Annotated in this window: 23 protein-coding genes; 18 read left to right on the forward strand and 5 right to left on the reverse strand. The window is 67.4% G+C overall.

Annotated elements, in window-relative coordinates:
• The first annotated feature begins 1 nt into the window (after window position 1).
• The 3 genes from mrdA (at window position 2) to rodA (VG556_RS16980) (ending at window position 4,404) form a co-directional block, all read left to right on the forward strand.
• The gene (gene mrdA / locus VG556_RS16970) at window positions 2-2,077 is read left to right on the forward strand and encodes a penicillin-binding protein 2 (protein WP_100450629.1); all 2,076 of its coding nucleotides are present in this window, start codon (window positions 2-4) and stop codon (window positions 2,075-2,077) included.
• Window positions 2,074-3,186: a rod shape-determining protein RodA gene (gene rodA, locus VG556_RS16975; protein ID WP_014648447.1), complete on the forward strand. Its 1,113-nt coding sequence runs from the start codon at window positions 2,074-2,076 to the stop codon at window positions 3,184-3,186. The genes mrdA and rodA (VG556_RS16975) overlap by 4 nt, the downstream gene beginning before the upstream one ends.
• A gap of 123 nt (window positions 3,187-3,309) precedes the next feature.
• Window positions 3,310-4,404, forward strand: coding sequence for a rod shape-determining protein RodA (rodA, locus tag VG556_RS16980; protein ID WP_049406772.1), 1,095 nt, complete (start codon window positions 3,310-3,312; stop codon window positions 4,402-4,404).
• A gap of 624 nt (window positions 4,405-5,028) precedes the next feature.
• On the opposite strand, the gene VG556_RS16985 is transcribed toward rodA (VG556_RS16980), so the two are convergent.
• The gene (locus VG556_RS16985) at window positions 5,029-5,349 is read right to left on the reverse strand and encodes a hypothetical protein (protein WP_401730966.1); all 321 of its coding nucleotides are present in this window, start codon (window positions 5,347-5,349) and stop codon (window positions 5,029-5,031) included.
• Window positions 5,350-5,394: 45 nt separating this feature from the next.
• Here VG556_RS16985 and mltB point away from each other — a divergent pair, with 45 nt between their 5' ends.
• From mltB to VG556_RS17000, 3 genes are all read left to right on the forward strand, one after another.
• Window positions 5,395-6,540, forward strand: a complete 1,146-nt coding sequence (mltB, locus tag VG556_RS16990) for a lytic murein transglycosylase B (protein ID WP_100450628.1) — start codon at window positions 5,395-5,397, stop codon at window positions 6,538-6,540.
• Window positions 6,537-7,805: a septal ring lytic transglycosylase RlpA family protein gene (locus tag VG556_RS16995; RefSeq protein WP_049408081.1), complete on the forward strand. Its 1,269-nt coding sequence runs from the start codon at window positions 6,537-6,539 to the stop codon at window positions 7,803-7,805. Before mltB ends, VG556_RS16995 begins: the two co-directional genes overlap by 4 nt.
• Window positions 7,806-7,905: 100 nt before the next feature.
• Complete coding sequence (locus tag VG556_RS17000) at window positions 7,906-9,126, forward strand: D-alanyl-D-alanine carboxypeptidase family protein (protein WP_014648443.1); 1,221 nt, start codon at window positions 7,906-7,908, stop codon at window positions 9,124-9,126.
• Between the two features lie 319 nt (window positions 9,127-9,445).
• On the opposite strand, the gene VG556_RS17005 is transcribed toward VG556_RS17000, so the two are convergent.
• Window positions 9,446-10,504, reverse strand: coding sequence for a lipid A deacylase LpxR family protein (locus VG556_RS17005; RefSeq protein WP_080281880.1), 1,059 nt, complete (start codon window positions 10,502-10,504; stop codon window positions 9,446-9,448).
• A gap of 352 nt (window positions 10,505-10,856) precedes the next feature.
• On the opposite strand from VG556_RS17005, the gene VG556_RS17010 reads away from it, so the two are divergent.
• The 7 genes from VG556_RS17010 (at window position 10,857) to gnd (ending at window position 18,270) form a co-directional block, all read left to right on the forward strand.
• A complete protein-coding gene (locus VG556_RS17010) occupies window positions 10,857-11,135 on the forward strand; it encodes a YbeD family protein (RefSeq protein ID WP_005411067.1) in 279 nt (92 codons plus the stop codon).
• On the forward strand, window positions 11,123-11,833 hold the full coding sequence (lipB, locus tag VG556_RS17015; RefSeq protein WP_100450627.1) for a lipoyl(octanoyl) transferase LipB: 711 nt from the start codon (window positions 11,123-11,125) through the stop codon (window positions 11,831-11,833). Before VG556_RS17010 ends, lipB begins: the two co-directional genes overlap by 13 nt.
• 18 nt (window positions 11,834-11,851) lie before the next feature.
• A complete protein-coding gene (gene lipA, locus VG556_RS17020; protein WP_049408083.1) occupies window positions 11,852-12,862 on the forward strand; it encodes a lipoyl synthase in 1,011 nt (336 codons plus the stop codon).
• A 247-nt stretch (window positions 12,863-13,109) separates the two neighbouring features.
• Window positions 13,110-15,287, forward strand: a complete 2,178-nt coding sequence (locus VG556_RS17025; protein WP_100450626.1) for a carboxy terminal-processing peptidase — start codon at window positions 13,110-13,112, stop codon at window positions 15,285-15,287.
• A 214-nt stretch (window positions 15,288-15,501) separates the two neighbouring features.
• Entirely contained in the window at window positions 15,502-16,098 is a 597-nt protein-coding gene (locus VG556_RS17030) for a DUF2242 domain-containing protein (protein WP_100450625.1), read from the forward strand.
• Between the two features lie 2 nt (window positions 16,099-16,100).
• Window positions 16,101-17,354 (forward strand): hypothetical protein, encoded by a 1,254-nt coding sequence (locus VG556_RS17035; RefSeq protein ID WP_100450624.1) that lies wholly within the window; start codon window positions 16,101-16,103, stop codon window positions 17,352-17,354.
• A 10-nt stretch (window positions 17,355-17,364) separates the two neighbouring features.
• Window positions 17,365-18,270 (forward strand): phosphogluconate dehydrogenase (NAD(+)-dependent, decarboxylating), encoded by a 906-nt coding sequence (gene gnd / locus VG556_RS17040; RefSeq protein ID WP_049407863.1) that lies wholly within the window; start codon window positions 17,365-17,367, stop codon window positions 18,268-18,270.
• A gap of 232 nt (window positions 18,271-18,502) precedes the next feature.
• On the opposite strand, the gene VG556_RS17045 is transcribed toward gnd, so the two are convergent.
• Window positions 18,503-19,546: an oxidoreductase gene (locus VG556_RS17045; protein WP_100450623.1), complete on the reverse strand. Its 1,044-nt coding sequence runs from the start codon at window positions 19,544-19,546 to the stop codon at window positions 18,503-18,505.
• Window positions 19,547-19,716: 170 nt separating this feature from the next.
• On the opposite strand from VG556_RS17045, the gene VG556_RS17050 reads away from it, so the two are divergent.
• The 4 genes from VG556_RS17050 (at window position 19,717) to VG556_RS17065 (ending at window position 24,063) form a co-directional block, all read left to right on the forward strand.
• Entirely contained in the window at window positions 19,717-20,100 is a 384-nt protein-coding gene (locus tag VG556_RS17050) for a BON domain-containing protein (RefSeq protein ID WP_014648433.1), read from the forward strand.
• A 192-nt stretch (window positions 20,101-20,292) separates the two neighbouring features.
• A complete protein-coding gene (locus VG556_RS17055; protein WP_046432554.1) occupies window positions 20,293-22,110 on the forward strand; it encodes a sensor histidine kinase in 1,818 nt (605 codons plus the stop codon).
• On the forward strand, window positions 22,107-22,547 hold the full coding sequence (locus VG556_RS17060) for a response regulator (RefSeq protein WP_005411057.1): 441 nt from the start codon (window positions 22,107-22,109) through the stop codon (window positions 22,545-22,547). Before VG556_RS17055 ends, VG556_RS17060 begins: the two co-directional genes overlap by 4 nt.
• Window positions 22,548-22,551: 4 nt before the next feature.
• The gene (locus VG556_RS17065) at window positions 22,552-24,063 is read left to right on the forward strand and encodes an ATP-binding response regulator (protein ID WP_046432552.1); all 1,512 of its coding nucleotides are present in this window, start codon (window positions 22,552-22,554) and stop codon (window positions 24,061-24,063) included.
• A 75-nt stretch (window positions 24,064-24,138) separates the two neighbouring features.
• On the opposite strand, the gene VG556_RS17070 is transcribed toward VG556_RS17065, so the two are convergent.
• A complete protein-coding gene (locus tag VG556_RS17070; protein ID WP_100450622.1) occupies window positions 24,139-24,882 on the reverse strand; it encodes a 20S proteasome subunit A/B in 744 nt (247 codons plus the stop codon).
• 89 nt (window positions 24,883-24,971) lie between these two features.
• On the opposite strand from VG556_RS17070, the gene folK reads away from it, so the two are divergent.
• On the forward strand, window positions 24,972-25,457 hold the full coding sequence (folK, locus tag VG556_RS17075; RefSeq protein WP_100450621.1) for a 2-amino-4-hydroxy-6-hydroxymethyldihydropteridine diphosphokinase: 486 nt from the start codon (window positions 24,972-24,974) through the stop codon (window positions 25,455-25,457).
• 65 nt (window positions 25,458-25,522) lie between these two features.
• Here the strand turns inward: folK and VG556_RS17080 are convergent, their stop codons facing one another.
• Window positions 25,523-26,260, reverse strand: coding sequence for a pteridine reductase (locus VG556_RS17080; protein ID WP_014648427.1), 738 nt, complete (start codon window positions 26,258-26,260; stop codon window positions 25,523-25,525).
• Window positions 26,261-26,317: the final 57 nt, after the last annotated feature.

The following is a 26,317-nucleotide window of genomic DNA, read 5'->3' on the forward strand; positions in this document are numbered from 1 at the left end:
CATGATCCCGCGCCGCCAGGTCAAGAACCCGCACGCCGAAGCCGAACAGTTCCGCCGCCGCGCGGCGCTGGGCTTCCTGGGCGTGCTGGTCTGCCTGCTGGGCCTGGGCGGCTGGTACTTCAAGCTGCAGGTGCTGGACCACGACGTCTATGCCACGCGCTCGGAAGCCAACCGCATCAAGCCGCGGCCGGTGGTGCCCGGGCGCGGCATGATCTACGACCGCAATGGCCGCCTGCTGGCCGAGAACGTGCCGGCCTTCCGCCTGGACGTGACCCCGGACAAGGTCAAGGACATGGACGCCACCCTGGACGGGCTGGCGAAGATCATCAACATCAGCCCGGAAGAGCTGGAAGCGTTCAACAAGTCGCGCAAGGCGCGCCGCAAGTTCCTGCCGGTCACGCTGAAGCTGCGCATGAGCGACGAGGAGATGGCGCGCTTCGCGGTCGACCGCTGGCGCTTCCCCGGCGTCGAGCTGGAGCCCTACCTGACCCGCCGCTACCCCTACGGCGATCTGTTCGCGCACATCATCGGCTACGTTGGCCGCGTTGATGACAAGGATCTGGAGATCCTCGGCGAAGGCAATGCCGCGCTGACCCACATCGGCAAGTCCGGCCTGGAGCGTTACTACGAGCAGCAGCTGCGCGGCAAGGTCGGCTACGAGCAGGTCGAGACCAACGTGCAGGGGCGCGCGATCCGCACCATCGGCCGCGTCGCCGCGCAGTCCGGCGCCGACCTGCGGCTGTCGATCGACGCCGACCTGCAGCGCGCCATGGTGGCCGCCTTCGGCGACCAGGAAGGCTCGGCGGTGGCGATGGACCCGCGCACCGGCGAAGTGCTGGCGATGGTCAGCCTGCCGTCCTACGACCCCAACCTGTTCGTCAACGGCATCTCGCATGCCGACTTCAAGGCGCTGAACGAAAACCCGTCGCGGCCGCAGTTCAACCGCCTGGTGCTCGGTGGCGTCGCCCCCGGTTCCACGCTGAAGCCGCTGATCGGCCTGGCCGGCCTGGATTCGGGCGTTCGACGCCCGGAAGACAAGGTGCTGTCCACCGGCATGTTCTATCTGCCGGGCACTTCCCGCGGCTGGGGTGACGCCCACCGTGGCGGCCATGGCTGGACCGACCTGCGCAAGTCCATCGCCGAATCGGTCAACACCTACTACTACAAGCTGGCGCTGGACCTGGGCATCGAGCGCTTCGACCATTACATGGAGTACTACGGCTTCGGCCAGCCGACCGGCATCGACCTCACCGGCGAGATCGGCGGCATCCTGCCGTCGCCGGCCTACAAGCGGAAGAGCCGCAAGGAAGCCTGGTACCCCGGTGATACGGTCAACATCAGCATCGGCCAGGGTGACTGGAAGGTCACCCCGCTGCAGCTGGCGCGCGGCGTCAGCGGTCTGGCCGATGGCCAGCTGCGCACCCCGCACCTGGTGATCCAGCAGCGCGAGGGTTTCGACAGCGACTGGTCGGCGATGCCGGCTGGCGAGAGCAAGCCGGTCAGCCCCAACCCCGCCAACGTGCAGGCCGTGCGCGAGGGCATGATGGCGACCATGCGGCCCGGCGGCAGCGGCTGGCGCGTGGCGGTGGGTGCGCCGTACGTGATGGCCGGCAAGACCGGTACCGCGCAGGTCATCAGCCGAAAGGGCACGGCGGCGGTGAATCCGAAGAGCCTGCCGATGCACCTGCGCCACCGCGCGCTGTTCGTCGGCTTCGCACCGGTGGAAAACCCGGTGATCGCGATCGCGGTGGCCGTGGAAGGCGGCGGCTATGGTGGTTCGGCGGCCGCGCCGATCGCACGCAAGGTGTTCGACGCCTACCTGCTGGGCAAGATGCCCGAAGGCATGCAGCCACTGGACAGCGAGCGCGGCACCACCGCCATCGGCGCCACCGCGTTCGACAACGAAGATGCCGGCGCGCGCCAGGCTGGCGACCTCGCCGCGGCGCAGCTGGGTGAACATCCGGCGCTGGTCGGCGTGCCGGCGCCGGAACCTGTACCCGCACCGCAGCCGGGTACGCCGGCCGCCGCCGTGTTGCCCGCCACGCCACGCCCGACCGTCGCGGAGCCCGTACGATGAGAGTGTTCCTGCGCTGGGCCGGCGACATGCTGCGCCGCTTCTTCAGCACGCTGGACTGGGTGCTGTGCCTGGCCCTGGGGACGCTGATGGTGATCGGCCTGGCCACCCTGAAGAGCGCCGGTGGCGACAGCCTGGTGATGGCCCAGGGCGCGCGCTTCGCCGTGGGCATGGCCGCGCTGTGGGGCATCTCGCGGGTGCCGATCCTGCGCATCCGCTCGGCTACGCCGATGATCTACGCGATCTCGATGATCCCGTTGCTGGCGGTGTTCGTGCTGGGCACCGGCAAGTACGGCCGGCAGTGGCTGGACCTGAAGTTCTTCTACCTGCAGCCGGCCGAGCTGCTGAAGGTCAGCCTGCCGATGATGGTGGCCTGGTACCTGCACAAGATGCCGCTGCCGCCGCGCTTCAACACCGTGCTCGTGGCCCTGGTCATCATCGGCGTGCCCACTGGCCTGGTGATGCTGCAGCCGGACTTCGGTACTGGTGTGCTGATCGCTGCCAGTGGCGTGTTCGTGCTGTTGTTGGCCGGCCTGCCGTGGTGGTGGGTCGGCCTGGGTGTGGGTGGCGTGGCCGCGGTCGCGCCGGTGGCCTGGTTCTGGTTGCTGCGGCCGTACCAGAAGGACCGCATCATGATGTTCCTGGACCCGGAGATGGATGCGCTGGGGGCCGGGTGGAACATCATCCAGTCGAAGATCGCGATCGGTTCCGGCGGCTTCGATGGCAAGGGCTGGGGCGAGGGCTCGCAGTCGCACCTGAACTTCATTCCCGAACAGACCACCGACTTCGCGTTCTCGGTGCTGAGCGAGGAGTTCGGCTGGATCGGCGTGGCCACCGTGCTGGCGCTGTACCTGGTGGTGATCGGGCGCTGCCTGTGGATCGCCAGCCAGTCGCGCGATTCGTATTCGCGCCTGCTGGCCGGCGCCACCGGCCTGGCGTTCTTCGTCTATGTGCTGGTGAACGGCGGGATGATTTCCGGCCTGCTGCCGGTGGTGGGCGTGCCGATGCCGCTGATCAGCTACGGCGGTACCTCGGCGGTGTCATTGCTGGCCGGCTTCGGTCTGGTGATGGCCGTGCGCAGTCACAACCCGGTGCACGGCGGCTACGGCTGAGTACGGCGTCGGGGTCAGATTCCTTTTTGCACAGGGAAAAGGGATCTGACCCCACAGCCCGGCTACGGAGATCAGAAGCACCCTGACAGCTTCACGCAAGCGCCCGTTGCTAGCGTGCTGTGCGTGGAATGGAAACGACTGTTTGGCGGCTGCCGTGAGGCAGTGCGCACGATCGATCTGCCGTTGCTGGTCGCATTGCTGATCCTGATGGGCGCGGGCCTGGCGGTGCTGCACAGTGTGTCCGGGCCGGTGGCCGGGCAGGCGGCGCGCTTTGCGGGTGGACTGCTGGCGATGTGGCTGCTGTCACGTGTTTCGCTGCTGCGCCTGCGCGCGTGGACACCAGCGTTGTACGCGCTGTCGATGCTGCCGCTGATGGCGGTGTATGTGATCGGCACCGGCAAATATGGGCAGCGCTGGCTCAACCTCGGCGTGTTCTACCTGCAACCGTCGGAGCTGCTCAAGCTCAGCCTGCCGTTGATGATGGCTTGGTACCTGCACCGGCAACCGCTGCCGCCGTCGCCGCGCACGGTACTGACCGCCGCGGTGCTGATCGGCGCGCCGGCGGTGTTGATCCTGATGCAGCCCAACCTCGGCACCGCCACGCTGGTCACCGCCAGCGGCGTGTTCGCGTTGTTGCTGGCGGGCCTGCACTGGGGCTGGGTGGCGACCGGCGCGGCGGGGCTGGCAGTGGCCGCGCCGCTGGCGTGGTTCGGTCTGCTGCGTCAGTACCAGAAGGATCGTGTGTTGACCTTCCTCGACCCGGCGGCCGACCCCCTGGGCACCGGCTGGAACATCCTGCAGTCACGCATCGCGATCGGCTCCGGGGGATGGCAGGGACGCGGCTGGGGGCAGGGCACCCAGGCCACGCTGGATTTCCTCCCCGAATACACCACCGACTTCGCGTTTTCGGTGCTGGCCGAAGAGTTCGGCTGGATCGGCGTGGCGACGCTGTTCGCGCTGTACCTGTTCGTGGTCGGGCGTTGCCTGTGGATTGCCGTGCACGCGCGCGACACGCATGCACGGTTGCTGGCCGGCAGCCTGGGGCTGGCGTTCTTCGTCTACGTGCTGGTGAACGGCGGAATGATTTCCGGCCTGCTGCCGGTGGTGGGCATTCCGATGCCGCTGATCAGCTACGGCGGGACATCGGCGGTTTCGCTGTTGGCCGGCATCGGGTTGGTGATGGCGGTACGCGGGCACCGGCCCGTGCACGGGGGATAGGGTTTCCGGCCAACGGCGCAGCCCCTCGTGGGTGGTGTCTGGGTGGCTGCGGAAGGCAGAAGCCGCAGGTGGGCCGGTCGGGTTGGGTACGCGGGGGACGCCGTGAATCCGTCCCTGGAGGCTTGGCAGCCGCATCCATGCGGCTGACACCCCCGCGTACCCAACCCGACCGGCTTCTGACAGATTTCGGAGGTCTGCCACCCACGGAGAAGAAAAAGAAGATCAAAAGCGGATCGCGACGCTGCGCTTGCTCGTGAGCCGAGCATGGCTCGGCTCTACACACGGCAATGAAGCGACCCGCCAGGCCGCCTTTGCTTTTGATCTTCTCTTTACTTCGCCGTGGGTAGACGCGCACGGAACCTGTCCGTGGCCGGGTAGAGGGGCTGCGCAGGGGCGTGAGCCGCATGGATGCGGCGACCGAGCTTACAGGGACGTACTTGCAGCGTCCCCTGTGCAGCCCCTCTACCCGGCCCCACCGCTGAACTGCTTTGCGTGGCCACCCACGAGGGGCTGCGCCGTTGGCTGGAAACTACCTGACTGCGCAACGCCCGTTGTGTAAGCGTTCTCACACCGATGCACGACAGCACGCCCGCTGACGAAAGTCCGCAAAAAACGTTAGCTGGTTCACACTTTTACACCGCGTTGATCTTGATCAATGGACTTGTCGTAATCGGCCTGCACAATGGCGGCCCGTTCGGCACGGCGCGCCGTCAATCGTTGCAGCGCGAGGGGGCGTCGGGCGGGAAGCAGTACTGATCCAACGGGTACAGGGAGCGCGGGGTACTGCCACTGGGGAGCGGCAGCCGCGCAGGTACCGACCGGATCCGGTCGCCGGTTGCGTCTGCGGGGATGGGGACGCAACCGGCAACCTCTATCTGAATGGGGAAGGGCGATCACGATGCCTTCACATTTCCCGCTGGTCGCAGGCAAATCGTTGTGATTCATGGTGTTAGGGGTTTTAATTCATCCATGACCTGCTAACCTGCGACGATGATTCGACGCACTCTGGCCTGCATGCTCACCCTCGGCCTGGTCGCCTGCGCGACCCAGCCGAAGTCCCCACCGTCTTCGCCCCAGGCCAGCAGTACGCCGCGCCAGCCCGCCGCCAAGGCCCATGGCCCGGCCGAGGCCGCGCCTGAAGCCACCGCCGCCACCGCGGCGCCTGTCGATCTCACCCCGGTGCCGTTCGAGGTCGCACGGGCCCGCTTCATTGCCGATACCGCCAAGCGCTATGGCCTGAAGCCGGAGCAGATCAGCAGCGTGCTCGACCAGGCGCAGGTGCGCCAGCCGATCATCGCCGCGATGTCGCGCCCGGCCGAACGGGTCAAGCCGTGGAATGAGTACCGGCCGATGTTCATCAGCAAGGCGCGCATCGATGGCGGCCGCGCGTTCCTGGCCGAACACCGCGCCGAACTGGATCGCGTGCAGCAGCGCACCGGCGTGCCGGCCGAAGTGATCGTCGCGATCATCGGTGTGGAAACCAGCTACGGCAGGAATGCTGGCAGCCATCGCGTGCTCGATGCGCTGTACACGCTGGCGTTCTATTACCCGCGCAGCGGCGACCCGGCCAAGCTGGAACGCGAAGTGCGCCGCGAGCTGTTCTTCCGCGATGAGCTGGCCAAGCTGTTCGAGTTGGGCCACGAAGAGAAACTGGATATCACCACGCTCAAGGGCAGTTATGCCGGTGCGATGGGCATGGGCCAGTTCATGCCGTCCAGCTATCTCGACTACGCCGTGGACGGAAACGGTGATGGCCGCCGCGACCTGTTCACCAGCTACGACGACGTGTTCTCGTCCATCGCCAACTACTTCGTGAAGAAGGGCGGCTGGGTGCGTGGCGGGCAGGTGGCCGTGCCGGCCACGCTGGCGCCGGGCCGCGAGGAGTTCAATCCGACCGAATGGATGCCGACCTGGACGATGGACGACCTGGCGCAGCGCGGCTACCAGCCGGGCGCGCCGGTGCAGCCGGGCGCCACCGCCACGCCGATCACGCTTGAAGGCAGCACCGGCAAGCAGTACTGGCTGGGCTTCCAGAACTACTACGCGATCACCCGCTACAACCTCTCGAAGATGTACGCGATGGCCGTGTTCCAGTTGTCCCAGGCCATCGCCGGACAGGAGCTGCCCCCGGCATGAACATCAGATGGCTGGTCCCAGGCTTGATCGTCCTCGCGCTGGCTGCCTGCAGCAGCGCGCCGAAGAAGCCGGCCACGGCCGGCCATGGTGGCAAGTCCGGCGGCACGCTGGTGCAGGGGCGTGGCTCGCGCCCGGCACACTGCCCGGAAGGGTCACCGTACGCGGCGGCCAAGGAAGACCTGAGCACCCGCGGCAACTACACTGCCGGTGGCCTGTACAAGCCGGGCGTGCGTGACAGCACGCCGGATTACATTCCCAACGTGGCCTGCATTCCCGAGCCGGAAGTGACCGCCGAGGAGCGCTCGGCGATCGGCAACAAGTCGCCGTACGTGGTGCTGGGGAAGTCGTACAAGGTGCTCGACGATACCCACGACTATGTCGAGCGCGGTACCGCGTCGTACTACGGCGCCAAGTTCCATGGCCGCCTGACCTCCAACCGCGAGGTCTACGACATGTACCAGTTCACCGCCGCGCACAAGACGCTGCCGCTGCCCAGCTTCGCCCGCGTGACCAACCTCGACAATGGCGAGTCGGTGATCGTGCGCGTCAACGACCGCGGCCCGTTCCACGATGGTCGCGTGGTCGATCTCAGTTATGCCGCCGCCGTGCGCCTGGGCATCACCCAGCGCGGTACCGGCAACGTGGAAGTGCGCGCGCTGCAGCCGGGCGAGAGCAACCTGCTGGCGCAGAAGCCGTCCCGCCGCGAGCGTCGTGCCGCCGAAGCGGCAGCTGCGGTGGCCAGTGCACGCCCGGCAGCGACCGCGCGCGCCACTGCCGACAGCGATATCGATCGCCTGGTCAAGCGCCTGCCGGCCGATGGCATGCCGGCACGCGGCCAGCCGGCCACCACCCAGGGCGTGGCCAGCACCGTGCCGGACGTGGCGGTCAGCAGCCTGCCGCCGAGTGCACCGCTGCGCAACACCGCACCGGCGCCGGTTGCAGTCGCCAGCGCCGCGCCGCGCGCCGTCGCGCCGGCACCCGTGCGCACCGTCGCCGCCACGCCGGCGGCACCCAGCCTGTCGCAGCAGGTGGTGGGCGCGGTGATGGTGCAGGTCGCCAGCTTCTCCAGTCGCGACAACGCCAACCGCGCGATGGGCCAGCTCAACGCTGCCGGCATCGTCGGCGCGACCATCAGCGACATCGCCGCCGGTGGCCGCACCCTGTTCCGTCTGCGCGTTCCTGCCACCGACCATGCCAGTGCCGCGGAACTTGCCGGCCGCATCGCCGGTCTGGGCCTGGGTTCGCCGCAGATCGTCAAGGATTGATCCGCCCGGGCCGGTGCTGCCGGCCCAGGCTCCCCCGGCCTTACAATGGCCGTTACGTTCCACCCTCCATTCCCGGCCGTCCCCTGGAGCCTGCTGTCCAATGAATTTCCGTTCCGCCGCCACCGCCCTGGCCGCCACCCTGGTGGTGGGCCTGGCTTCCGCCCAGACGCCGCTGCCGACCCCGGCCACGCCGGCGCCTGCCGCCGCCGCTGCCGCCCCGGCCACCGTCGCGACCCCGCCGGCCCCGGCCCCGAGCGTGTCCAAGGCCTGGGTCCTGATGGACTACGCCACCGGTCAGGTGCTGGCCGGCGAGAACATCCACGAGCAGCTGGCCCCGGCCAGCATCACCAAGGTGATGACGTCGTACGTGGTTGCCGCCGAGGTCAAGAACGGCAAGGTCCGTGCAGATGACCAGGTGATGATGAGCGAGCGCGCCTGGCGCGAAGGTGGCGCCGGTACTGACGGCAGCTACAGCGGCTTCCCGGTGAACCAGACCGCACGCCTGGAAGACATGGAAAAGGGCATGGCAATCCAGTCCGGCAATGACGCCGCGATCGCCCTGGCCGAGCATGTGGCCGGCAGCGAAGAGGCCTTTGCGTCGCTGATGAACAGCTACGCCGCCAAGATCGGCATGAAGGACTCGCACTTCGTCAACGCCCACGGCCTGACCGCACAGGGCCACCACAGCACCGCCTACGACCTGGCGCTGCTGGGCCGCGCGATGGTGCGTGATTACCCGGAAACCTACGCGTATAACAAGATCAAGGAATTCCAGGTCGGCAACATCAAGCAGCCGAACCGCAACCTGCTGCTGTGGCGCGATGGCAGCGTGGATGGCATCAAGACCGGCCACACGTCCGAAGCCGGCTACTGCCTGATGAGCTCGGCCCAGCGTGGCGACCAGCGCCTGATCGCCGTAGTGCTGGGTGGTGCGTCGGAGAAGCAGCGTGCCGACGACAGCCTGGCCCTGCTGAACTGGGGCTTCCGCTTCTTCGAGACCCACCGCCTGTACGAACCGGGCAAGGCCGTGGCCGAGCACAAGGTCTGGAAGGGCACCACCGACAAGGTACAGCTGGGCGTGGCCCAGCCGATGCTGGTGAGCGTGCCGCGCGGCCGCTACAACGATCTGAAGCCGAGCATCGACGTGCCCAAGACCCTGGAGGCACCGTTCACTGCCGGCCAGCAGATCGGCACCGTGAAGGTCACGCTGGATGGCAAGGTCATCGCCGAGGCACCGCTGGTGGCCGTGGCCGCCGTCGAGCAGGCCGGCTTCTTCAAGCGCCTGTGGGACAGCTTCTGGATGTGGTGGGAATCGGAATGATCCACGCCTTGGCGTGGTGAACGAAAAGGCCGGCAAATGCCGGCCTTTTCTGTTTCGGGATGCCGCTTCCCCCCGCACGCGGGGGGTAGAGACCCATCCAGGACGGGGGGGTAGAGCCGGCCGCTGGCCGGCTCCCCATGAACCCACCCGGATGCGGGTAGAGCCGGCCGCTGGCCGGCTCCCCAGCAACTCATCCGGAACTGCCGGCAGCCGGCCAGCGGCCGGCACGACCTGCAGCGTCTGACTTGCAGCGAGCGATGCGGTAACCGGTGTGCCGACCAACGGTCGGCACCTACCCGCTTCACCCTCAGCCCCTCGCCTACAGCGAGCGGCTGATCGTGAAGCTGCCGAACACCGGCGATTGGCGCTGGCCGTTGAACTCCCGCGTGCTGTGGTAACGCGCAGCGGCGAACTTCCAGCGTCCGTACATCACGGCCACGCCATAGCCGCCGTAGGCCACCACATGGCGCTTGTCCACGCTGTGACTGTTGCGGAACGTGTTGCCATCCAGCGTGATGTCGCGGATCACCCAGGCCGCGTCCGAGGTCGCGAACAGGTGCCAGGACCAGCCATTGGGACGGCCGCTGCGGGTCGGTGCCGTGTTCTCACCGGCCGGGCGCAACGGCGTGCTGCCGAAGTCGTCCGGCAGCTTCCAGCCGAAGCGCACTTCACCGCCGAGGTTGGCCTTGGTTTCCAGGTTGCCGATCGAGCCGCCGTAGTGGCTGATCGCGTCCCAACCCCAGCCGTCGGCATTGATGCTGGCATCACCCGGCCAGCGGCGCATGCGCTCATGGGTCAGCATGAACAGCGGCTCGTTGTGCAGCTGGTTGTCCCAGCCCTTGAATTTCTCGTCGCCCAGCACTTCGTGCACGGCATTCTGCACCTGCTTGCCCTGTGCCCACGGGCCAACTACGCCCAACGTCAGCTGGGTGGTCTGCAGGCGGTCGCCGCTGCGCGCATTGAAACCGAAATTTGCGATCAGTACGCCCGCGTAAGGGCGGTCGTCCTCGATCAGGTCCCTGCGGCTGAAATCGGTCGGGGTGAAGATGCCCTGGCCGATGCTGAAGATCATGTTCTGCTGTTCGAACCTGCCCGGATGCAGGCCTTCCAGGTACTGGTTCACCCAGCGCGCCATGCGTGGAAGGCACGGGTCGTCGGTGTAATCGACCAGATTGGGCGAGACCAGGGTCAACAGCGCACCGTTGGTATAGCCCTGGTCCTGGTGGCGGCCGCCGAACAGGTCGTTGTCGACGCGGAAATTGACCTGCGGCGGGTGATCGCGCATCGCGTCCGGGCCACATTGTTCGGCCGCCTGGGCGGCAAAGGGGAGGGCAGAGGCCAGCAGGCCGGCCAGCCCGAGGGCTGCGACACTACGCATGGATGGAATGCTCATGGGGAAGGGGGCGGTTTTCTGTCGTTTTCTGCAACGCTACGGTACTCGTGCCCGCGCGCCGGAACGAGCACGTTGGGATCACTTGTCTGTTCCGAAAACAACATTGTCCGGCGGACACAATTCGTTACCCGCGCACGCGCCGCAGGCCTGGCGTGAAGGCGACTGCAGGCCGCGCGCACGATGCCCCGGTCAGTGAGGGGCCGAAAGAACCAGTCAGCTGCCGTTGGGCTCTCCGCCCCCGCTTTTGGGCCAGCTGCAACGCAGCAGGCCGCCAGTGCTGTCTTTGACGTTGATGAATACTCTTGGGTTTGTTGCCCTGCGGCCCGATAATGGGGCCATGGAAATCAAGTCCGACAACCCCGACCACGGCTTCCAGTTCCCCGGCCAGTTCGAGCTCAGCGCCATGGGCCCGGCCAACCGCGGCCTGGAGCATGAGCTTCCCCGTCTGCTGCTGGCTGCCGGCATCGATGTGGTGAACGAACGCATCAGCTGGAAGCATTCGTCCAACGGCAAGTACGTGTCCGTCCGCATCGTGTTCAAGGCCGAGAGCCGCGAGCAGTACGACCTGGCGCACCAGGCGCTGCGCGACCACCCGGAAGTGAAGTGGACGCTGTAGCCGACAGCTGCCCGGCCGAAGCCGCCCCGGAAGACCGCGCGCCGCGTCCGGCGGTGGTCCGCGACCTCGGCCGCCAGGCGTACGAGCCGGTGTGGCGCGCCATGCAGCGCTTCACCGACCAGCGCAGCGACGCCGACGCCGACGAACTGTGGGTAGTCGAGCACGATCCGGTGTTCACCCTGGGCCAGGCCGGCAAGGATGAGCACGTGCTGGCGCCGGGTGACATCCCCGTGCTGCACGTGGACCGTGGCGGCCAGGTGACCTATCACGGGCCCGGCCAGATCGTGGTCTACCCGCTGTTGCGCCTGCCGCGGCTGGGCATCGGTGTGCGCGACTACGTGTGCCGCATCGAGCAGGCCCTCATCGATACCCTGGCCGAGTGGAACATCGGCGCCGAACGCCGCGAGGGCGCCCCGGGCGTCTACGTCGGTGGCGCCAAGATCGCTGCGCTTGGCATCCGCGTGCGCCGCGGCTGCACTTTCCATGGCCTGGCCTTCAACGTGACCATGGACCTGGAACCCTTCCACCGCATCAACCCCTGTGGCTATCAGGGGTTGCAGGTGACCTCGGTGGTAGACTTGGGCGGCCCCTCCGGGCTGGATGCCGTCAAGCCGGTGCTGCTGGACCACCTGGCCCGCCAGTTCGGCCTGCTGCTGCAGCACACGCCGGAACTGCCCGATCTTTCTGCGGCCGCCTGACCGCCCCCCGGAACTGCCATGACTGAAACCACCGCCCGTTCCATTCCCCTGCAGATCGTGCAGGGCGACTCTCCGTCCGCCGCGCCGTTGCAGGCCGGGGTCAAGCAGCTGGGCGGTGACAAGATCAACCGTTCGCCGGTGCAGTTCGCCGACGCGCCGGTGCTGCGCAAGCCGTCCTGGATCCGCGTGCGCATTCCCTCGGGCAACGCCGTGCAGAACCTCAAGGCCAAGCTTCGCGAGAACCGCCTGGTGACGGTGTGCGAGGAAGCCAGCTGCCCGAACATCCACGAATGCTTCGGCCATGGCACCGCCACCTTCATGATCCTCGGCGAGGTCTGCACCCGCCGCTGCTCGTTCTGCGACGTGGCCCATGGCCGCCCGAAGCCGCCGGATGCCAACGAACCGGCCAGCCTCGGCCAGACCGTGGCCGACATGGGCCTGAAGTACGTGGTGGTGACCAGCGTCGACCGCGATGACCTGCGTGACGGCGGTGCCCAGCACTTCGTCGACTGCATCACCGCCATCCGCGAAAAGTCGCCGGGTACCCGCATCGAAGTGCTGACCCCGGACTTCCGTGGCAAGGGCCGCATGGAGCGCGCGCTGGAGATCCTGGCGCAGAACCCGCCGGATGTGTTCAACCACAACATCGAGACCGTGCCGGAACTGTACCGCAACGTGCGCCCGGGTGCGGACTACCAGTGGTCGCTGAACCTGCTGAAGAACTTCAAGGCGCAGCACCCGGACGTGCCGACCAAGAGCGGCATCATGCTGGGCCTGGGCGAAGACTTCGAACAGATCAAGGCCACCATGCGCGACCTGCGCGCGCACGATGTGGACATGATCACCATCGGCCAGTACCTGCAGCCGACCGCGCATCACCACCCGGTACTGAAGTACTGGACCCCCGAGGACTACAAGGCGCTGGAAGACTACGGCTACGCGCTGGGCTTCAGCCACGTGGCGTCCGGCCCGATGGTGCGCTCGTCGTACCACGCTGACGTGCAGGCCAAGGGCGCCGGCGTCTCCTGAGGTGGGTGCGGACCGTTGGTCCGCATACCTCTGCCTGCCGTAGAGCCGAGCCCATGCTCGGCTGCCTGCTGCCGGCCAGCCGAGCATGGGCTCGGCTCTGCATGCATTCACAATTTGCTACACCGGCCCGGCTAGGCTGGTTTTCCACCGAGCGCGGCCGGATGACAAACCCGGCAACTTTCGGCACTGTCGTGGTGTCTGAACACCCTGCAGTCTCCCCCTTGGCAAGGCGCCTTCGAGCACGTCAATGAAATTCAAAGCCCCCGCATTCCTGATGGCCCTGGCGCTGGTCGCGCCGCTGGCGCTGGCGGCCAAGGCCGACTCGCCCGCATTGCCCGCGGCGGCCACCGCCGATCAGGTGACCACCTCCAAGCTGGTGTACGGCCTGTTGTCCGACAGCCGCTACGCCTACCGCCCTCGCGCGCTGGACGAGGCCACCTCCAAGGACGTGTTCAAGCGTTACCTGGAGACCCTGGACGGCGGCAAGCAGTACTTCACCCAGGCCGACGTGGCGCGCTTCGCGCCGTTCGAAGCCAACATCTCTTCGGCCATCCGTGGCGGCGAGCTGGAGCCGGCGTTCCAGGTGTTCGCGGTCTACAAGCAGCGCGTCGGCGAGCGCGTGGCCTATGCGCGCAAGCTGCTCAAGCAGGAGCCGGACTTCACCACCGACGAGCGCTTCGAATACGACCGCAAGAAGGTTCCGTGGGCGGCCAGCAGTGCCGAACTGGATGAGCTGTGGCGCAAGTCGGTGAAGAACGACTGGCTGCGCCTGAAGCTGGCCGGCAAGAAGCCGGACGACATCCGCAAGACGCTGGACAAGCGCTACGCGACGCTGGAGAAGTCGGTCAACGAGCTGAAGGGCGAAGACGTCTTCCAGTTCTTCATGAACGCCTACACCAGCGCGGTTGATCCGCACACCGACTACTTCACCCCGCGCACCGCCGAGAACTTCAACCAGGCGATGTCGCTGTCGCTGGAAGGCATCGGTGCGCAGCTGCAGCGGCAGGACGACATGGTGGTGATCCGCGAGATCATCGCCGGTGGTCCGGCCGCAGTGGACGGCACCCTGAAGCCTGGGGACCGCATCGTCGGCGTTGGCCAGGGCAAGTCCGGCCTGGTCGAGGATGTGATCGGCTGGCGCATCGACGACGTCGTGGCCAAGATCCGCGGTGCCAAGGATACCCAGGTCAAGCTGGAATTCATCCCGGCCGCCGAGGGCGTGGACGGCAAGCACCACACGCTGGTCCTGACCCGCCAGAAGGTGCGCCTGGCCGAACAGGCCGCCAAGGGCGAGACCATGAGCATCCCGGCCGCCAACGGCGAACCGGCGCGCAGGATCGGCGTGATCAAGCTGCCGACCTTCTACCAGGACTTCGAAGGCCGTCGCCGCAATGCCGCTGACTACGCTTCGGCCACCCGCGACGCCGCCAAGCTGCTGGCCGGCTTCAGGAACGACAAGCTGGATGGCGTGGTGCTGGACCTGCGCAACAACGGGGGCGGCTCGCTGGATGAAGCGATCGAACTGACCGGCCTGTTCATTGAACAGGGCCCGGTGGTGCAGGTGCGCGAGTCCGGTGGCCGCGTTACCGTCAACAGCGACCGCAACCAGGGCGTGGCGTGGGACGGCCCGCTGGCGGTGCTGATCAACCGCGGTTCGGCCTCGGCCTCGGAGATCTTCGCCGGTGCCATCCAGGACTACGGCCGTGGCCTGGTGATCGGTGAAACCAGCTTCGGCAAGGGCACCGTGCAGAACATCGTCGACCTCGATCGCTGGCCGAGCGGCGAAACCCAGCGCTTCGGCCAGGTCAAGCTGACCATCGCCCAGTTCTTCCGCATCAGCGGCAGCAGCACCCAGCACAAGGGTGTGGTGCCGGACCTGGCCTTCCCGGCCAGCGTCGATGCCACCGAATTCGGCGAAAGCACCTACGACAACGCCCTGCCGTGGACCCGCATCGCCGCCGTGCCGCACACCCAGTACGGCAACTTCGCGCCGCTGCTGCCGAAGCTGGAGACCCGCCACGACGCGCGCATCGCCACTGACAAGGAATTCCAGTGGTGGAACGAGGACGTGGAGCAGTTCCGCACCGAGGCCGCGAAGAAGTACATCTCGCTCAACGAGGCGACCCGTCGTGCCGAGCGCGAGCGGCAGGACGCCCAGCGCAAGGAGCGCCAGGTGCAGCGCAAGGAACTGGGCCTGGCCCTGGACCCGCTGGCCGACGACAGCAGCGACGATGGCCTGACCGGCAACGAGCGCGACATCGTCAAGGATGCCGCCCGTGAGAAGGCCGCTGAAAAGCGTCCGGACCCGCTGCTGCGCGAGTCGGCCTCGATCCTCGCTGACGCGGTCAATCTGCTGGCCAATGACCGCCCGCTGTCGGCCCAGGTGCTGCCGCAGTCCACCGGCGCGGGGCGCTGGGCGGACTGAGTCGGAGACGGCATGCAATACCCGAGGGGCCGGCATTGCCGGCCCCTTGTCGTAAAAGGGGACGGAGGGAATTAAGTCGTTTGTGGCACAAACGACTTAATTCCCTCCGTCCCCTTTTTCGTGCATGAACCGGGAGCAACGTGGGAGGGTATGTCGACCTGCCGCACACGGGGGTGGGACTACCCTTGGTGCTTCCGTTCTCGCAGGAGTACCCATGCGGGCCTCCCGTCTTTCCAGCGCCGCCGTGGCGCTCACCAGTGCCCTGATCCTCTCGGCCTGCGGTGGCCGTGCCGCCGACAGCACCGTGTTGCGCGAGTCCTTCGACTCCGGCGATACCTTCTCGCGCACGGTCGATGGGCGCCCGGGCGAAGCCTGCGAAGCGGCGCGCCGCACGCTGCTCAGCCAGGGCTATGCCATCGCCCGTTCCGACGATGCACAGGTGGAAGGCAACAAGAACTTCCAGCCGCGCGAGGATGACCATGAGCAGCTGGTGCTGCGCATCTCCTGCGCCCCGCGTGGCGGCCAGACGCTGGTGTTCGTCAGCGCAGTGCAGGATCGCTATGCGCTGAAGAAGAGCCCGACCTCGGCCAGTGTCGGTGTGGGAGCGCTGGGTTCGGTATCGCTGCCCTTCGGCAGCAACGACGACTCGCTGGTGAAGGTGGTCAGCAGCACGGTCACCGATGCCGAGTTCTATCGTCGCTTCTTCCAGCGCCTGCAGCAGTACCTGCCGGCCGCGGCGGGCAAGCCGTCGCCATCGCCGGCCGCGGCACCGGAGCCCGCACCCGCACCGGCGGTCACGGACCAGGGCTGAGCGTGCGCGGCAGGTGGCTGATTGCAGCCCTGCTGCTGGCGCCCGCGTGGGTCGTCGCAGCGCCATCCCCGGACTGTACGCAGGGCCTGCTGCAGCGGTTGGGGTGGCGCTTCGAGGATGCCGAGCTGCGTGCACCGCAGGTACACAAGGGCCCGGTGTGTACGCGTTCCTCGCTCGCCGCGGCACAGGCAGCGGGTGACCTGCGCGTACGCTGGCCGGCGGATCTGCCTGCAGGCGAACGACAGGCACTGCTGCAGCAGCTGCTGGAAGACCCTGCCACGGTCTGCGCCTATGCCTTCGAGCTGGGGGCGGCCACGCGGCGCGCGACCTCGGCATTGCAGGGCAATGCCACGTTCCGTTTCTCCGGCCCACAACTGGGCTGGATCGGCTTTGGTCTGCGCGGCGCGCCGACACAGGGCTGGCAGCGTACGCGCAGTTTCGGCCGTGGCTTCGTGCCCAGTGCGGGCAACAGCCATGCGCTGCAGGCGTTCTACAGCGGTGCCGTGCGCGCCGAGTGCGGTGTCGGCCGCCAGGTCGCGCAGCTGGCCACCCAGCGCGAGCTGTATGGCGATGCTGCGTTCGATACAGAGTTCGCAGCGGATGAACTGTCGATCGGCACCTTCCTCGCGCTGCACGCCACCGACAGCATCCTGCTTGGCGCGCACGCGGGCGAGTTCTTCGCCGACGGCAAGGCGGTGCGCACCTCGGCGATGGGGCGGCAGGCGTTCGTGGGTGTGCCCGGCTTCATCGAACATGTGTACGACAACGGTACGCTGGATGACCTGAGCAACCAGGCCGAGAACTTCGTGGTCGTCACTGTGGGCGAGGGCGCTGCGCAGGCCCTGGCGCAGCACGGCGGCCTGGCCTGGTACGACCAGCGCAATGCCGAACTCTGGAACCTGGCGCAGGACATCCCGCGCATCGGCCAGCGCTACTTCGAGCGCCTGCTGTTCGAGCGCGATCCGCAGTTGCGCGCACGGCTGGCGCCGCGCTACCACGACACGCTCGCGCGCATGGACCAGCTGCTGGACGATCCGTTCTACCAGCAGTTCGTGATCTATGTGCATCCACGCGGTATACGTCCCATCGGCTACCACGTCGCCCGCCTGCTCGATCGCAACCCGCGAACCCCGTTTTCGATCGACCTGGCGGTGCACAATCTGCATACCACGCTCTACCGGCGTTGGCGCGAGGCGCAGCTGCGCCACTGCGCGGCTACCGGCAGGCCAGGCAGCCTGACCCTAGACCCCAACTGAAGGTGAAACAATGGATATTGCAATGATCGGCCTCGGCCGCATGGGCGCCAACATGGCCCAGCGCCTGCATCGCGGCGGCCACCGCGTGGTCGGCTACGACCCGGGCGAAAGCGCCCGCCAGCGCGCCGCCGAGGCCGGCCTGGAGGTGGTCGATTCGCTGGCCGCCGCCGTGGCCGCGCTGCCGGTGCCGCGCGTGGTGTGGCTGATGGTACCGGCCGGCGAAACCGTCGATCAGACGCTGGGCCAGCTGACCCCGCACCTGGCCGAGGGTGACATCGTCATCGACGGCGGCAACTCCAACTACCAGGACTCGATCCGCCGCGCCAAGGCGCTGGCCGAGGATGATCTGGGCTACGTCGACTGCGGCACCAGCGGTGGCGTGTGGGGCCTGCAGGAAGGCTACAGCCTGATGGTCGGTGGCGAAGCGTCGGTGGTGGAGCAGATCGCACCGTTGCTGCGCACGCTGGCCCCGGCCGAAGATCGTGGCTGGGGGCGCGTCGGCCCGTCCGGTGCCGGCCACTTCACCAAGATGGTCCACAACGGCATCGAGTACGGAATGATGCAGGCCTATGCCGAAGGCTTCGCGCTGATGGAGCGCAAGCAGGAGATGGAACTGGACCTGGCGCAGGTGGCCGAGGTGTGGCGCCACGGCAGCGTGGTGCGTTCGTGGCTGCTGGACCTGAGCACCGAAGCCCTCAAGCGCAATCCTTCGCTGGATGGCATTGCCCCGTACGTGGAGGATTCCGGCGAAGGCCGCTGGACCGTGGCCGAAGCCATCGCGCTGGATGTGCCGGCGCCGGTGATTACGCTGTCGCTGCTGGAACGCCTGCGCTCGCGCGAATCGAATTCGTTCACCGACCGCCTGCTGTCGGCGATGCGCAATGAATTCGGTGGCCACGCCATCAAGAAGTCGTAAGCACTGCGGTGGGGTCAGAGCCCTTCGGCGTTGCCGAAGGGATCCGACCCAAGGCAGATCGGGGTCGGATCCCTTTCCGCAGGAAAGGGCTCTGACCCCATGCAGCCAGTCGAGCATGGCTCGACTCTACAAGAGCCATCTCACGGATAGCCGCCTTTTGCTGTTGCTGTTGAGGTTGCCGGCCAGCGGCCGGCACTACCGTTTCTGCGGGTGCAGGGCGCAGCCCTGCCGATCACCCCAACGCGATCCGCCGCCCTTCGCGCGCGCTGTCCATGCCGGCCTGCAGCAACCGCATCAGCTGCAGCGCCTGCACCGGGCTGACCGTGGCTTCGCCCTCGCCGTGCATCGCCGCTGCGAACTGCGCATACAACCGGCGATAGTCGCCGGGCAGGTTGTCGACGGTGCTGCGTTGCACGTTGTCTTCGGTATCGCAGCGCACCAGCTCGCCATGCCGCGGATCGATGCCCCAGCCTGGTGCGCCCGGCGCGACGCCGCGGCGCAGCTGCGCCTCCTGCACGTCCAGCCCGTGCTTGATCCAGCTGGCGGCGCTGCCATGCACACTGAAGTGCGGCGTCTGCGCTGCCACCAGGGAACCGGCGTGGACGATCGCCCGATGCCGTGGGTAGTGCAGTATCGCGTGGAAGTAATCGATGCCGCCGCCACCTTCGCGCTGCACGGCCAGGTCGGCATCGATTGCCTCGGGCCAGCCGAACAGCACCAGCATCTGGTCCAGCAGGTGCGGACCGAGGTCGTACCACAGGCCACTGCCGGGCCCGCCCTGTTCGCGCCAGCGGTCGCGCACCTGCGGACGGTAACGGTCGAAGTGCGCGTGGCACTCGGCCACGTCGCCCAAGCTGCCTTCGGCCAGCAGCGACTGCAGGGTGAGGAAGTCGGCATCGAAACGCCGGTTCTGGAACACGGTGGCGATGCGCCCGGCATCGCGTGCCGCAGCCAGCACCGTTTCCGCTTCGGCCACATCCAGCGCGAACGGCTTGTCGACCAGCACATGCTTGCCTGCCGCCAGCGCCGCGATGGCCAGTGGCGCGTGCTGTTCGTTCGGCGTGGCGATCACTACGGCATCCACGGCCGGATCATCGAATACCTGCTGCGGCGTGGCACGCACGTGCACATCGCTGAACGCACGCAGCAGGGTGTCGCGTTGTGAACTGACGATGCTGTGCAGCGCCAGCCCGGGGGTGTGCTGGATCAGCGGTGCATGGAAGACGCGGCCGGCGAGGCCGTAGCCGATCAGGGCCAGTTGCAGGTCGGGGCGCATGGCAAGGCTCCGGCAGTGGGAAGGGCAGGGTAAACGACGGGGACTGGCAGTCCAAAACTGAACGGTTGCCATTGGAAACGTTTCGATTCACGGCGGCATGACCGCAACGCCACGCCTGCTCTACGGTGGGTTGTCCAGACTGGCAGCACATTCCGAAGGAGTACGACACGATGAGCAATACCACCCGCACGCTGATTGCTTCCGCCCTGACCCTGGGCCTGGCGCTGTCCTCCTCGGCCGCATTCGCCAAGGACCCGGCCGCGAAGAGCCCGCCGACCAGCACCCATCCGACGACCCATGCTGATCGTCACGACTCCAATGAGCCGGTGACCGATACCTGGATCACCACCAAGGTGAAGGCCGATCTGCTGGCCAGCAGCAACGTTCCGGGCACCGAGATCAAGGTGGAAACCGTGAACGGCGTGGTCAGCCTGAGCGGTGCCGTCGCTACGCAGGCGGAGAAGGACAAGGCGGTCAACACCGCCAAGGGCATCAAGGGCGTGACCCGCGTCGATGCCGCCGCGCTTAAGGTCAGCGCCGCTGCCAAGCGCTGAGCATCCACCGACCGTTGAACAGGGTGGGCGCCCCGAAGGGGGCGCCCACTCGCGTATGGGGCCGGCTGCGGGGGCCCGTTCAGCCTGCCGCGCTTTGGACTCCAGAGTTGTGATTGCCTGCGCTATATTGCCGGTTCCGCCGCAGCCGGGCTCGTCCCGGGTCCCGCTCCGCGGCCGTGCTGACGAGGAACTATGGCGCTGGTTTTCAGTGACGACATCTGGGACCGCTGGCGGTTGCCGGCCCTGGCGCTGGCGGCTGCCGCGATCATCGTGGTGCCGTGGTTGACCCTGCGCAAACTGCAGCAGGACAGCGAAGAGGCGATGGCCTGGGTCAACCACACCCAGTCCGTTGGTGTGGCGCTGCAACAGCTGCAGGCCGATGTGCGCGACGTCGAATCCGCCGCCCTGACCCTGTCCAAGGGCGTGGATGCGCCCGGCCTGCGCGAGCGGATGGCCAAGGCCAACGAGATCCCCGGGCGCCTGGCCGAACTGGGCCGGATGACGCGTGACAATCCCGATCAGCTGATCCGCATTGGTCGGATCGAATCGATGCTCGAAGGCCGCATGGCGCTTGCCCGCGAGCTGGCCCGGTCCGAACCGAACTCCGACCAGCGTGAGCTGGTGCAGGACCTGAGCACGCGTTATCCGATCCGTGGCCTGGTGGAGGAGCTGCAGGCCAGCGAGCAGAATCTGCTGGCACTGCGCGCCCAGCAGGCCGCGCGCCAGCGCAAGCAGACCGAACTGGTGTCGTGGAGTTCGCTGGCGATCCAGCTGGCCCTGCTCGGCCTGGTGCTGTGGCTGCTGCAGCGGCAGATCGGCCGCCGCCTGCATGCGGAACGGCAATCGCTGCGCTCGGCCGCACGCGCGGCGTCGGTGCTGCAGACCGTGCGCGAACCGATCGTGCTGCTCGACCGCGACCTGCGCGTGCAGCTGCACAACCCGGCGTTCGCCGAACTGTATGACCTGCAGGACGAGCGCGCCGATGGCCTGCTGCTGGAAAACATCGGCGACGGCGCCTGGCGGGATCCGGTGGTGCGCCAGCGCCTGGCCGATGTGCTGTCGCGTGGCCGCGAACTCTGGGACTTCGAGCATGAGCAGCGTACCGCCGATGGCATGGTGCGCTACATGCTGCTCAACGCACGGCGCATGCCGCTGCCCGACACCGATGACGAAGTGGTGCTGCTGACCATCAGCGACGTCACCATGCAGCGCGCAGTGCAGCTGCGCGTGGAAGAGCTGAACCGCCAGCTGGAGGGCAAGGTCGCGCAGGTGTCCGAGGTCAACCGCGAGCTGGAAGCCTTCAGCTACTCGGTTTCGCATGACCTGCGTGCGCCGCTTCGCCACGTGGCCGGATTCTCCGACAAGCTGTCGCGCCACCTCGGCGACGCCGCCGATGACAAGAGCAGGCATTACCTGGAGGTGATCTCCAGTTCGGCCCGGCGCATGGCGGCGCTGATCGACGACCTGCTGGTCTATTCGCGGCTGGGCCGCGCGGCGATGCGCCAGCAGGCGGTGGACATGCAGTCGCTGGTGGCCGATACCCGCGCCATGCTCGATGCCAACCTGCAAGCCGAGGCCGAGAACAGCGGCCATGCGCACCACGTGGAGTGGAGCATCGCGCCGCTGCCGATCGTGGTGGGCGACGAGAACATGATCCGCCAGGTCTGGCTGAACCTGCTCGGTAACGCGGTGAAGTACTCGGGCAACCGCGAGCCGGCGAAGATCCGCGTGGACTACCAGCCGCAGCCCGATGGCGGCCATCAGTTCACGGTCAGCGACAATGGTGCAGGCTTTGACATGGCCTACGCCGGCAAGCTGTTTGGTGTATTCCAGCGCCTGCACAAGGCCAGCGACTACCCGGGTACCGGCATCGGCCTGGCCAGCGTGCGCCGCGTGCTGACCCGCCATGGCGGCCGTATCTGGGCCGAGGCCGAACCGGACGTCGGCGCCACCTTCCACTTCTACCTGCCTCCCGCGATCGACGCGGACAAACAAGGGCCTTCTGCATGACCACTCTGCGCACCATTCTTCTCGCCGAAGACAGCCCGGCGGATGCCGAAATGGCGATCGATGCCCTGGAAGAGGCGCGTCTGGCCAATCCCATCGTGCACGTCGAAGACGGCGTGGAAGTGATGGACTACCTGCTGCGCCGCGGCGCCTTCGCCAATCGCGAGGAAGGCCTGCCGGCGGTGCTGCTGCTGGATATCAAGATGCCGCGCATGGATGGCCTGGAAGTGCTTCGGCAGATCCGCGAGCATGAAGAACTCAAGCGCCTGCCGGTGGTGATCCTGTCGTCCTCGCGCGAGGAAAGCGATCTGGCCCGCAGCTGGGACATGGGCGTGAACGCCTACGTGGTCAAGCCGGTGGACGTGGACCAGTTCTTCGGCGCGGTGCAGACCCTGGGCAAGTTCTGGGCGTTGATCAACCAGGCACCGGAACTCGAGTGAGCCCATGCCCCTGACCGGTCCCGCCCTGGGGGCGCTGCGCATCCTGCTGGTGGAAGACTCACCAGAGGATGCCGAGCTGATGTCCGAACAGATGCTCGACGCGGGCCTGGACGCCCGCTTCGAGCGTGTCGAGAGCGAGGCGGAACTGCGCCAGGCACTGGCTGCGTTCCAGCCGGACATCGTGCTGTCCGACCTGAGCATGCCGGGGTTCTCCGGTGATGACGCGCTGCGCATCGTGCGCGAGACCTCGCCGGACGTGCCCTTCATCTTCGTCTCCGGCACGATGGGTGAGGAGAACGCGGTGGCGGCGCTGCAGAAGGGCGCCAATGACTACATCATCAAGCATCTGCCGGCGCGCCTGCCGTCGGCGGTGGCGCGTGCGATCCGCGATGCACGCAGCGCGGTGGAGCGTGCACGGGTGGAAACCGAGCTGATGCGCGCGCAGCGCCTGGAAAGCCTGTCGCTGCTTGCTGCCGGCCTCAGCCATGACCTGCGCAACATCCTGCAGCCATTGCTGATCATGCCGGACCTGCTGAAGGCGCGCACCGAGGATCCGCAGCTGCACCACCTGGCCGATGTCATCGCCGAGTGCGGTCGCCGTGGCCATGAGATGGCCGAATCGATGCTGTCGTTCGTGCGCGGTTCGCGCAAGCCGAGCGAGCGCATCGAGATCGATGGCCTGTTCGATGCGGTTGCACTGCTGTTGCGCAGCAACGTGCCCGACGCCGTGCGCCTGGAACTGCAGGTGCAGGACGAAGGCCTGGTGGTCGATGCCAACTACACCGAGCTGCAGCAGGTGATGTTGAACCTGGCGCTCAACGCGATCCAGGCGATGCCCAACGGCGGTCGCCTGAGCCTGACCGCCAGCCATGCCGGCCAGCGCGATGGCGTGGACTGGATGCGGATCTGCGTGGCCGATGAAGGCATCGGCATGGATGCAGACACGCTGTCGCACCTGTTCAATCCGTTCTTCACCACCAAGGCCGACGGCACCGGCCTGGGCCTGATTTCCTGCAAGCGCATCGTCGAAGGTGCCGGCGGCAGCATCCATGTCAGCAGCCAGCCGGGGCAGGGCACCTGCTTCGAACTGCACTTGCCGATGCACGAAGCCAGCGACGGTAGTGAGCCGATCGAGCAGCTGGTGGCCCTGGGCAGTGGCCAGTCGATCCTGGTGGTCGATGGCGAGGCCACGCGCCTGTCGTTGCTCGGCAATGCGCTGTCAAGCCAGGGATATCAGCTGCAGCTGGCCTCCGATGGCCCGGCGGCGCTGCGCTGGATGCAGCAGGAGGCAATGCCGGCGCTGGTGATTGCCGACGCCGGCTCGAAGTTGTTGCCGGCCAGCCAGCTGCTGGGCGAGATGGCCACGCTGGGCTATCGCGGCCCGGCGCTGGTGCTGGAAGACGCAGCGGTGGAGGTGGCGGCCGATGCATTTCCCGCTGGCGTGCAGGTGCACGTGCTGCGCAAGCCGCTGCAGATGCAGCAGGTGTTCCGCGCGGTGTCCGAAGCGCTGGGCTGATGTCGCGGTAGTGCCGGCCGCTGGCCGGCATCCCTGTGTGGTGGGATCAACGCGGTTGCCGGCCAGCGGCCGGCACTACCGTTCGGTAGGTTCCCAGGGGAAGCGTGGCAGGGCGTCCACTGCCTGTTCCAGCCGCCGCGACCAGTTCTGGTGGATGTCCGCATACAGCGTGGAATCCGCACCCAGCCGCAGCTGCTGGCCGATGCGCAGTTCGCCGTCGCGCAGCAGCGCCAGGTCGATCGGCAGGCCCACCGACAGGTTGGAACGGATGGTGGAGTCCAACGAGACGATCGCCGTGCGTGCGGCATCCTCCAGGCGCGTGGCCGGGCTGAGGATGCGGTCGAGGATCGGCTTGCCGTACTTGGATTCACCGATCTGCAGGTAGGGCGTCTCCGGCGAGGCGGCGATGGCGTTGCCGAGCGGATAGATCATGTACAGCCCGGGGCGCTCGCCGGCGATCTGCCCGCCGAAGATCAGCGTGGCCTGGGTATTGACCCCATCGTGGCCATGTTCGCTGTGGTTGCTGTGCACCTGGCTGTCCACCAGCAGCTGGCCGACGTACTCGGCGGCTTCGAACAGGTGGGTCATGTCGCGCAGGTTGGGCGCGCGCCGTTCGTCGGCATCGCGCCCCAGGCGCGACACCAGCAGCTGGGTGGTGGCCAGGTTGCCAGCCGCCATCAGCACGTAGGCTGCCTGGCCGGGATACTCGAACACGTGCAGCTTGCGGTGCACGCGCACATCGTCCAGCGAGGCATTGGTCCGGGTGTCGGCAGCGAAGACCAGGCCCTCGTCCACCTCGATTCCAACGCAATAGGTCATGTCGGTGCCCTATCATGTGCATCCCGGATTGTAGGCAGGCCGCCGTGACGACGGCATGTCCACGCCCCCATTGCTGCCACCTGAACCGCATGACGACCGTGCTCCTGAGCCTGGGCAGCAATGTCCAGCCCCGCCGCTACCTCCACGCCGCGGTGGCGGCCCTGCGCGAGCGCTTCGGCGCGCTGCAGGTATCGCCGGCCTACCGTACCGCCGCGGTCGGCTTCGATGGCCCGGCCTTCCTCAACAATGCGGTGGCGATCGAGACCGATCTGCCGCTGCAGGAGCTGGACGACTGGCTGCACGCGCTGGAAGACGCGCACGGTCGCGACCGCAGCGGGCCGCGCTTCTCCGACCGGACCCTGGACATCGACGTGGTGTTCTATGGCGACCTGGTGCTGGAAGGTCCGGGGTACCTGCGCATCCCGCGGCCGGAGCTGAAGCACGCGTTCGTGCTGAAGCCGCTGGCCGACATCGCGCCGGGCTTCATCGACCCGGTCAGCGGCCAGGACCTGGCCACGCTGTGGCGCGCGCACGCGCAGTTTGGCGAGGCGTTCGAGGTGGTGGATCTGGAGTGACGGGGTCAGATCCCTTTTCCCGCCGGGAAAAGGGATCTGACCCCGTTGTGGACCCCGGCAACCTTTCAGCTGACCGTACGCCCGCCATCCACGCGCAGGGTGTGGCCGGTGACGAAGCTGGCCTCGGCCACCAGCCAGTACACCGCCTCGGCGATCTCCTCGACGGTGCCGATCCGCGCCAAAGGCGTGCGTGCCAGCAGCGCCTCGCGGGCGAAATCATCCTTGCCCTGTTCCGGCCACAGGATCGCACCCGGCGCTACTGCATTGACCCGCACCTTCGGCGCCAGCTCCAGCGCCAGCGCGCGCGTTGCCATCTCCAGCGCGGCCTTGGCCATGGTGTAGGCGATGTGGTCACGCATCGGGTCGGTGCCGTGCAGGTCGGTGAGGTTGACGATGCAGCCCTGCTGGCGGCGCAGGTAGGGCGCTGCCGCCTGTGACAGCAGCAGCGGCGCGCGTGCATTGACCGCATACAGCGCGTCCATCGCCTCGGCGGTGACCTGGCCGAGCGGGGTGGGGAAGAAGTTGGAGGCGTTGTTGACCAGCGCGTCCAGGCGGCCGAAGTGGGTGACGGCCTGTTCGACCAGATCGGCCAGGGCGTCGGCGTCACGCAGGTCGGCCTGCAGGGCCAGCACGCTGCCCGGGCGCACGTTGTCGAAATCGAACGCAGCCTGCTGCAGCTCGGCGCTGGAGGTGTTGGCGTGCAGCACCACCGACCAGCCACAGGCGTGGAACTGGCGGGCGATGGCCGCACCGATCCGGCGCGCGCTGCCGGTGATCAGGACCACGGGGTGGGTATCGCTCATCGAGGGTCCTCCAAGGCTCGGCTATCCTGTGCACCATTGTCACCGCATTCGAAGACG

Source organism: Stenotrophomonas sp. CASM106, assembly GCF_049384825.1.
GTDB classification, from domain to species: domain Bacteria; phylum Pseudomonadota; class Gammaproteobacteria; order Xanthomonadales; family Xanthomonadaceae; genus Stenotrophomonas; species Stenotrophomonas muris.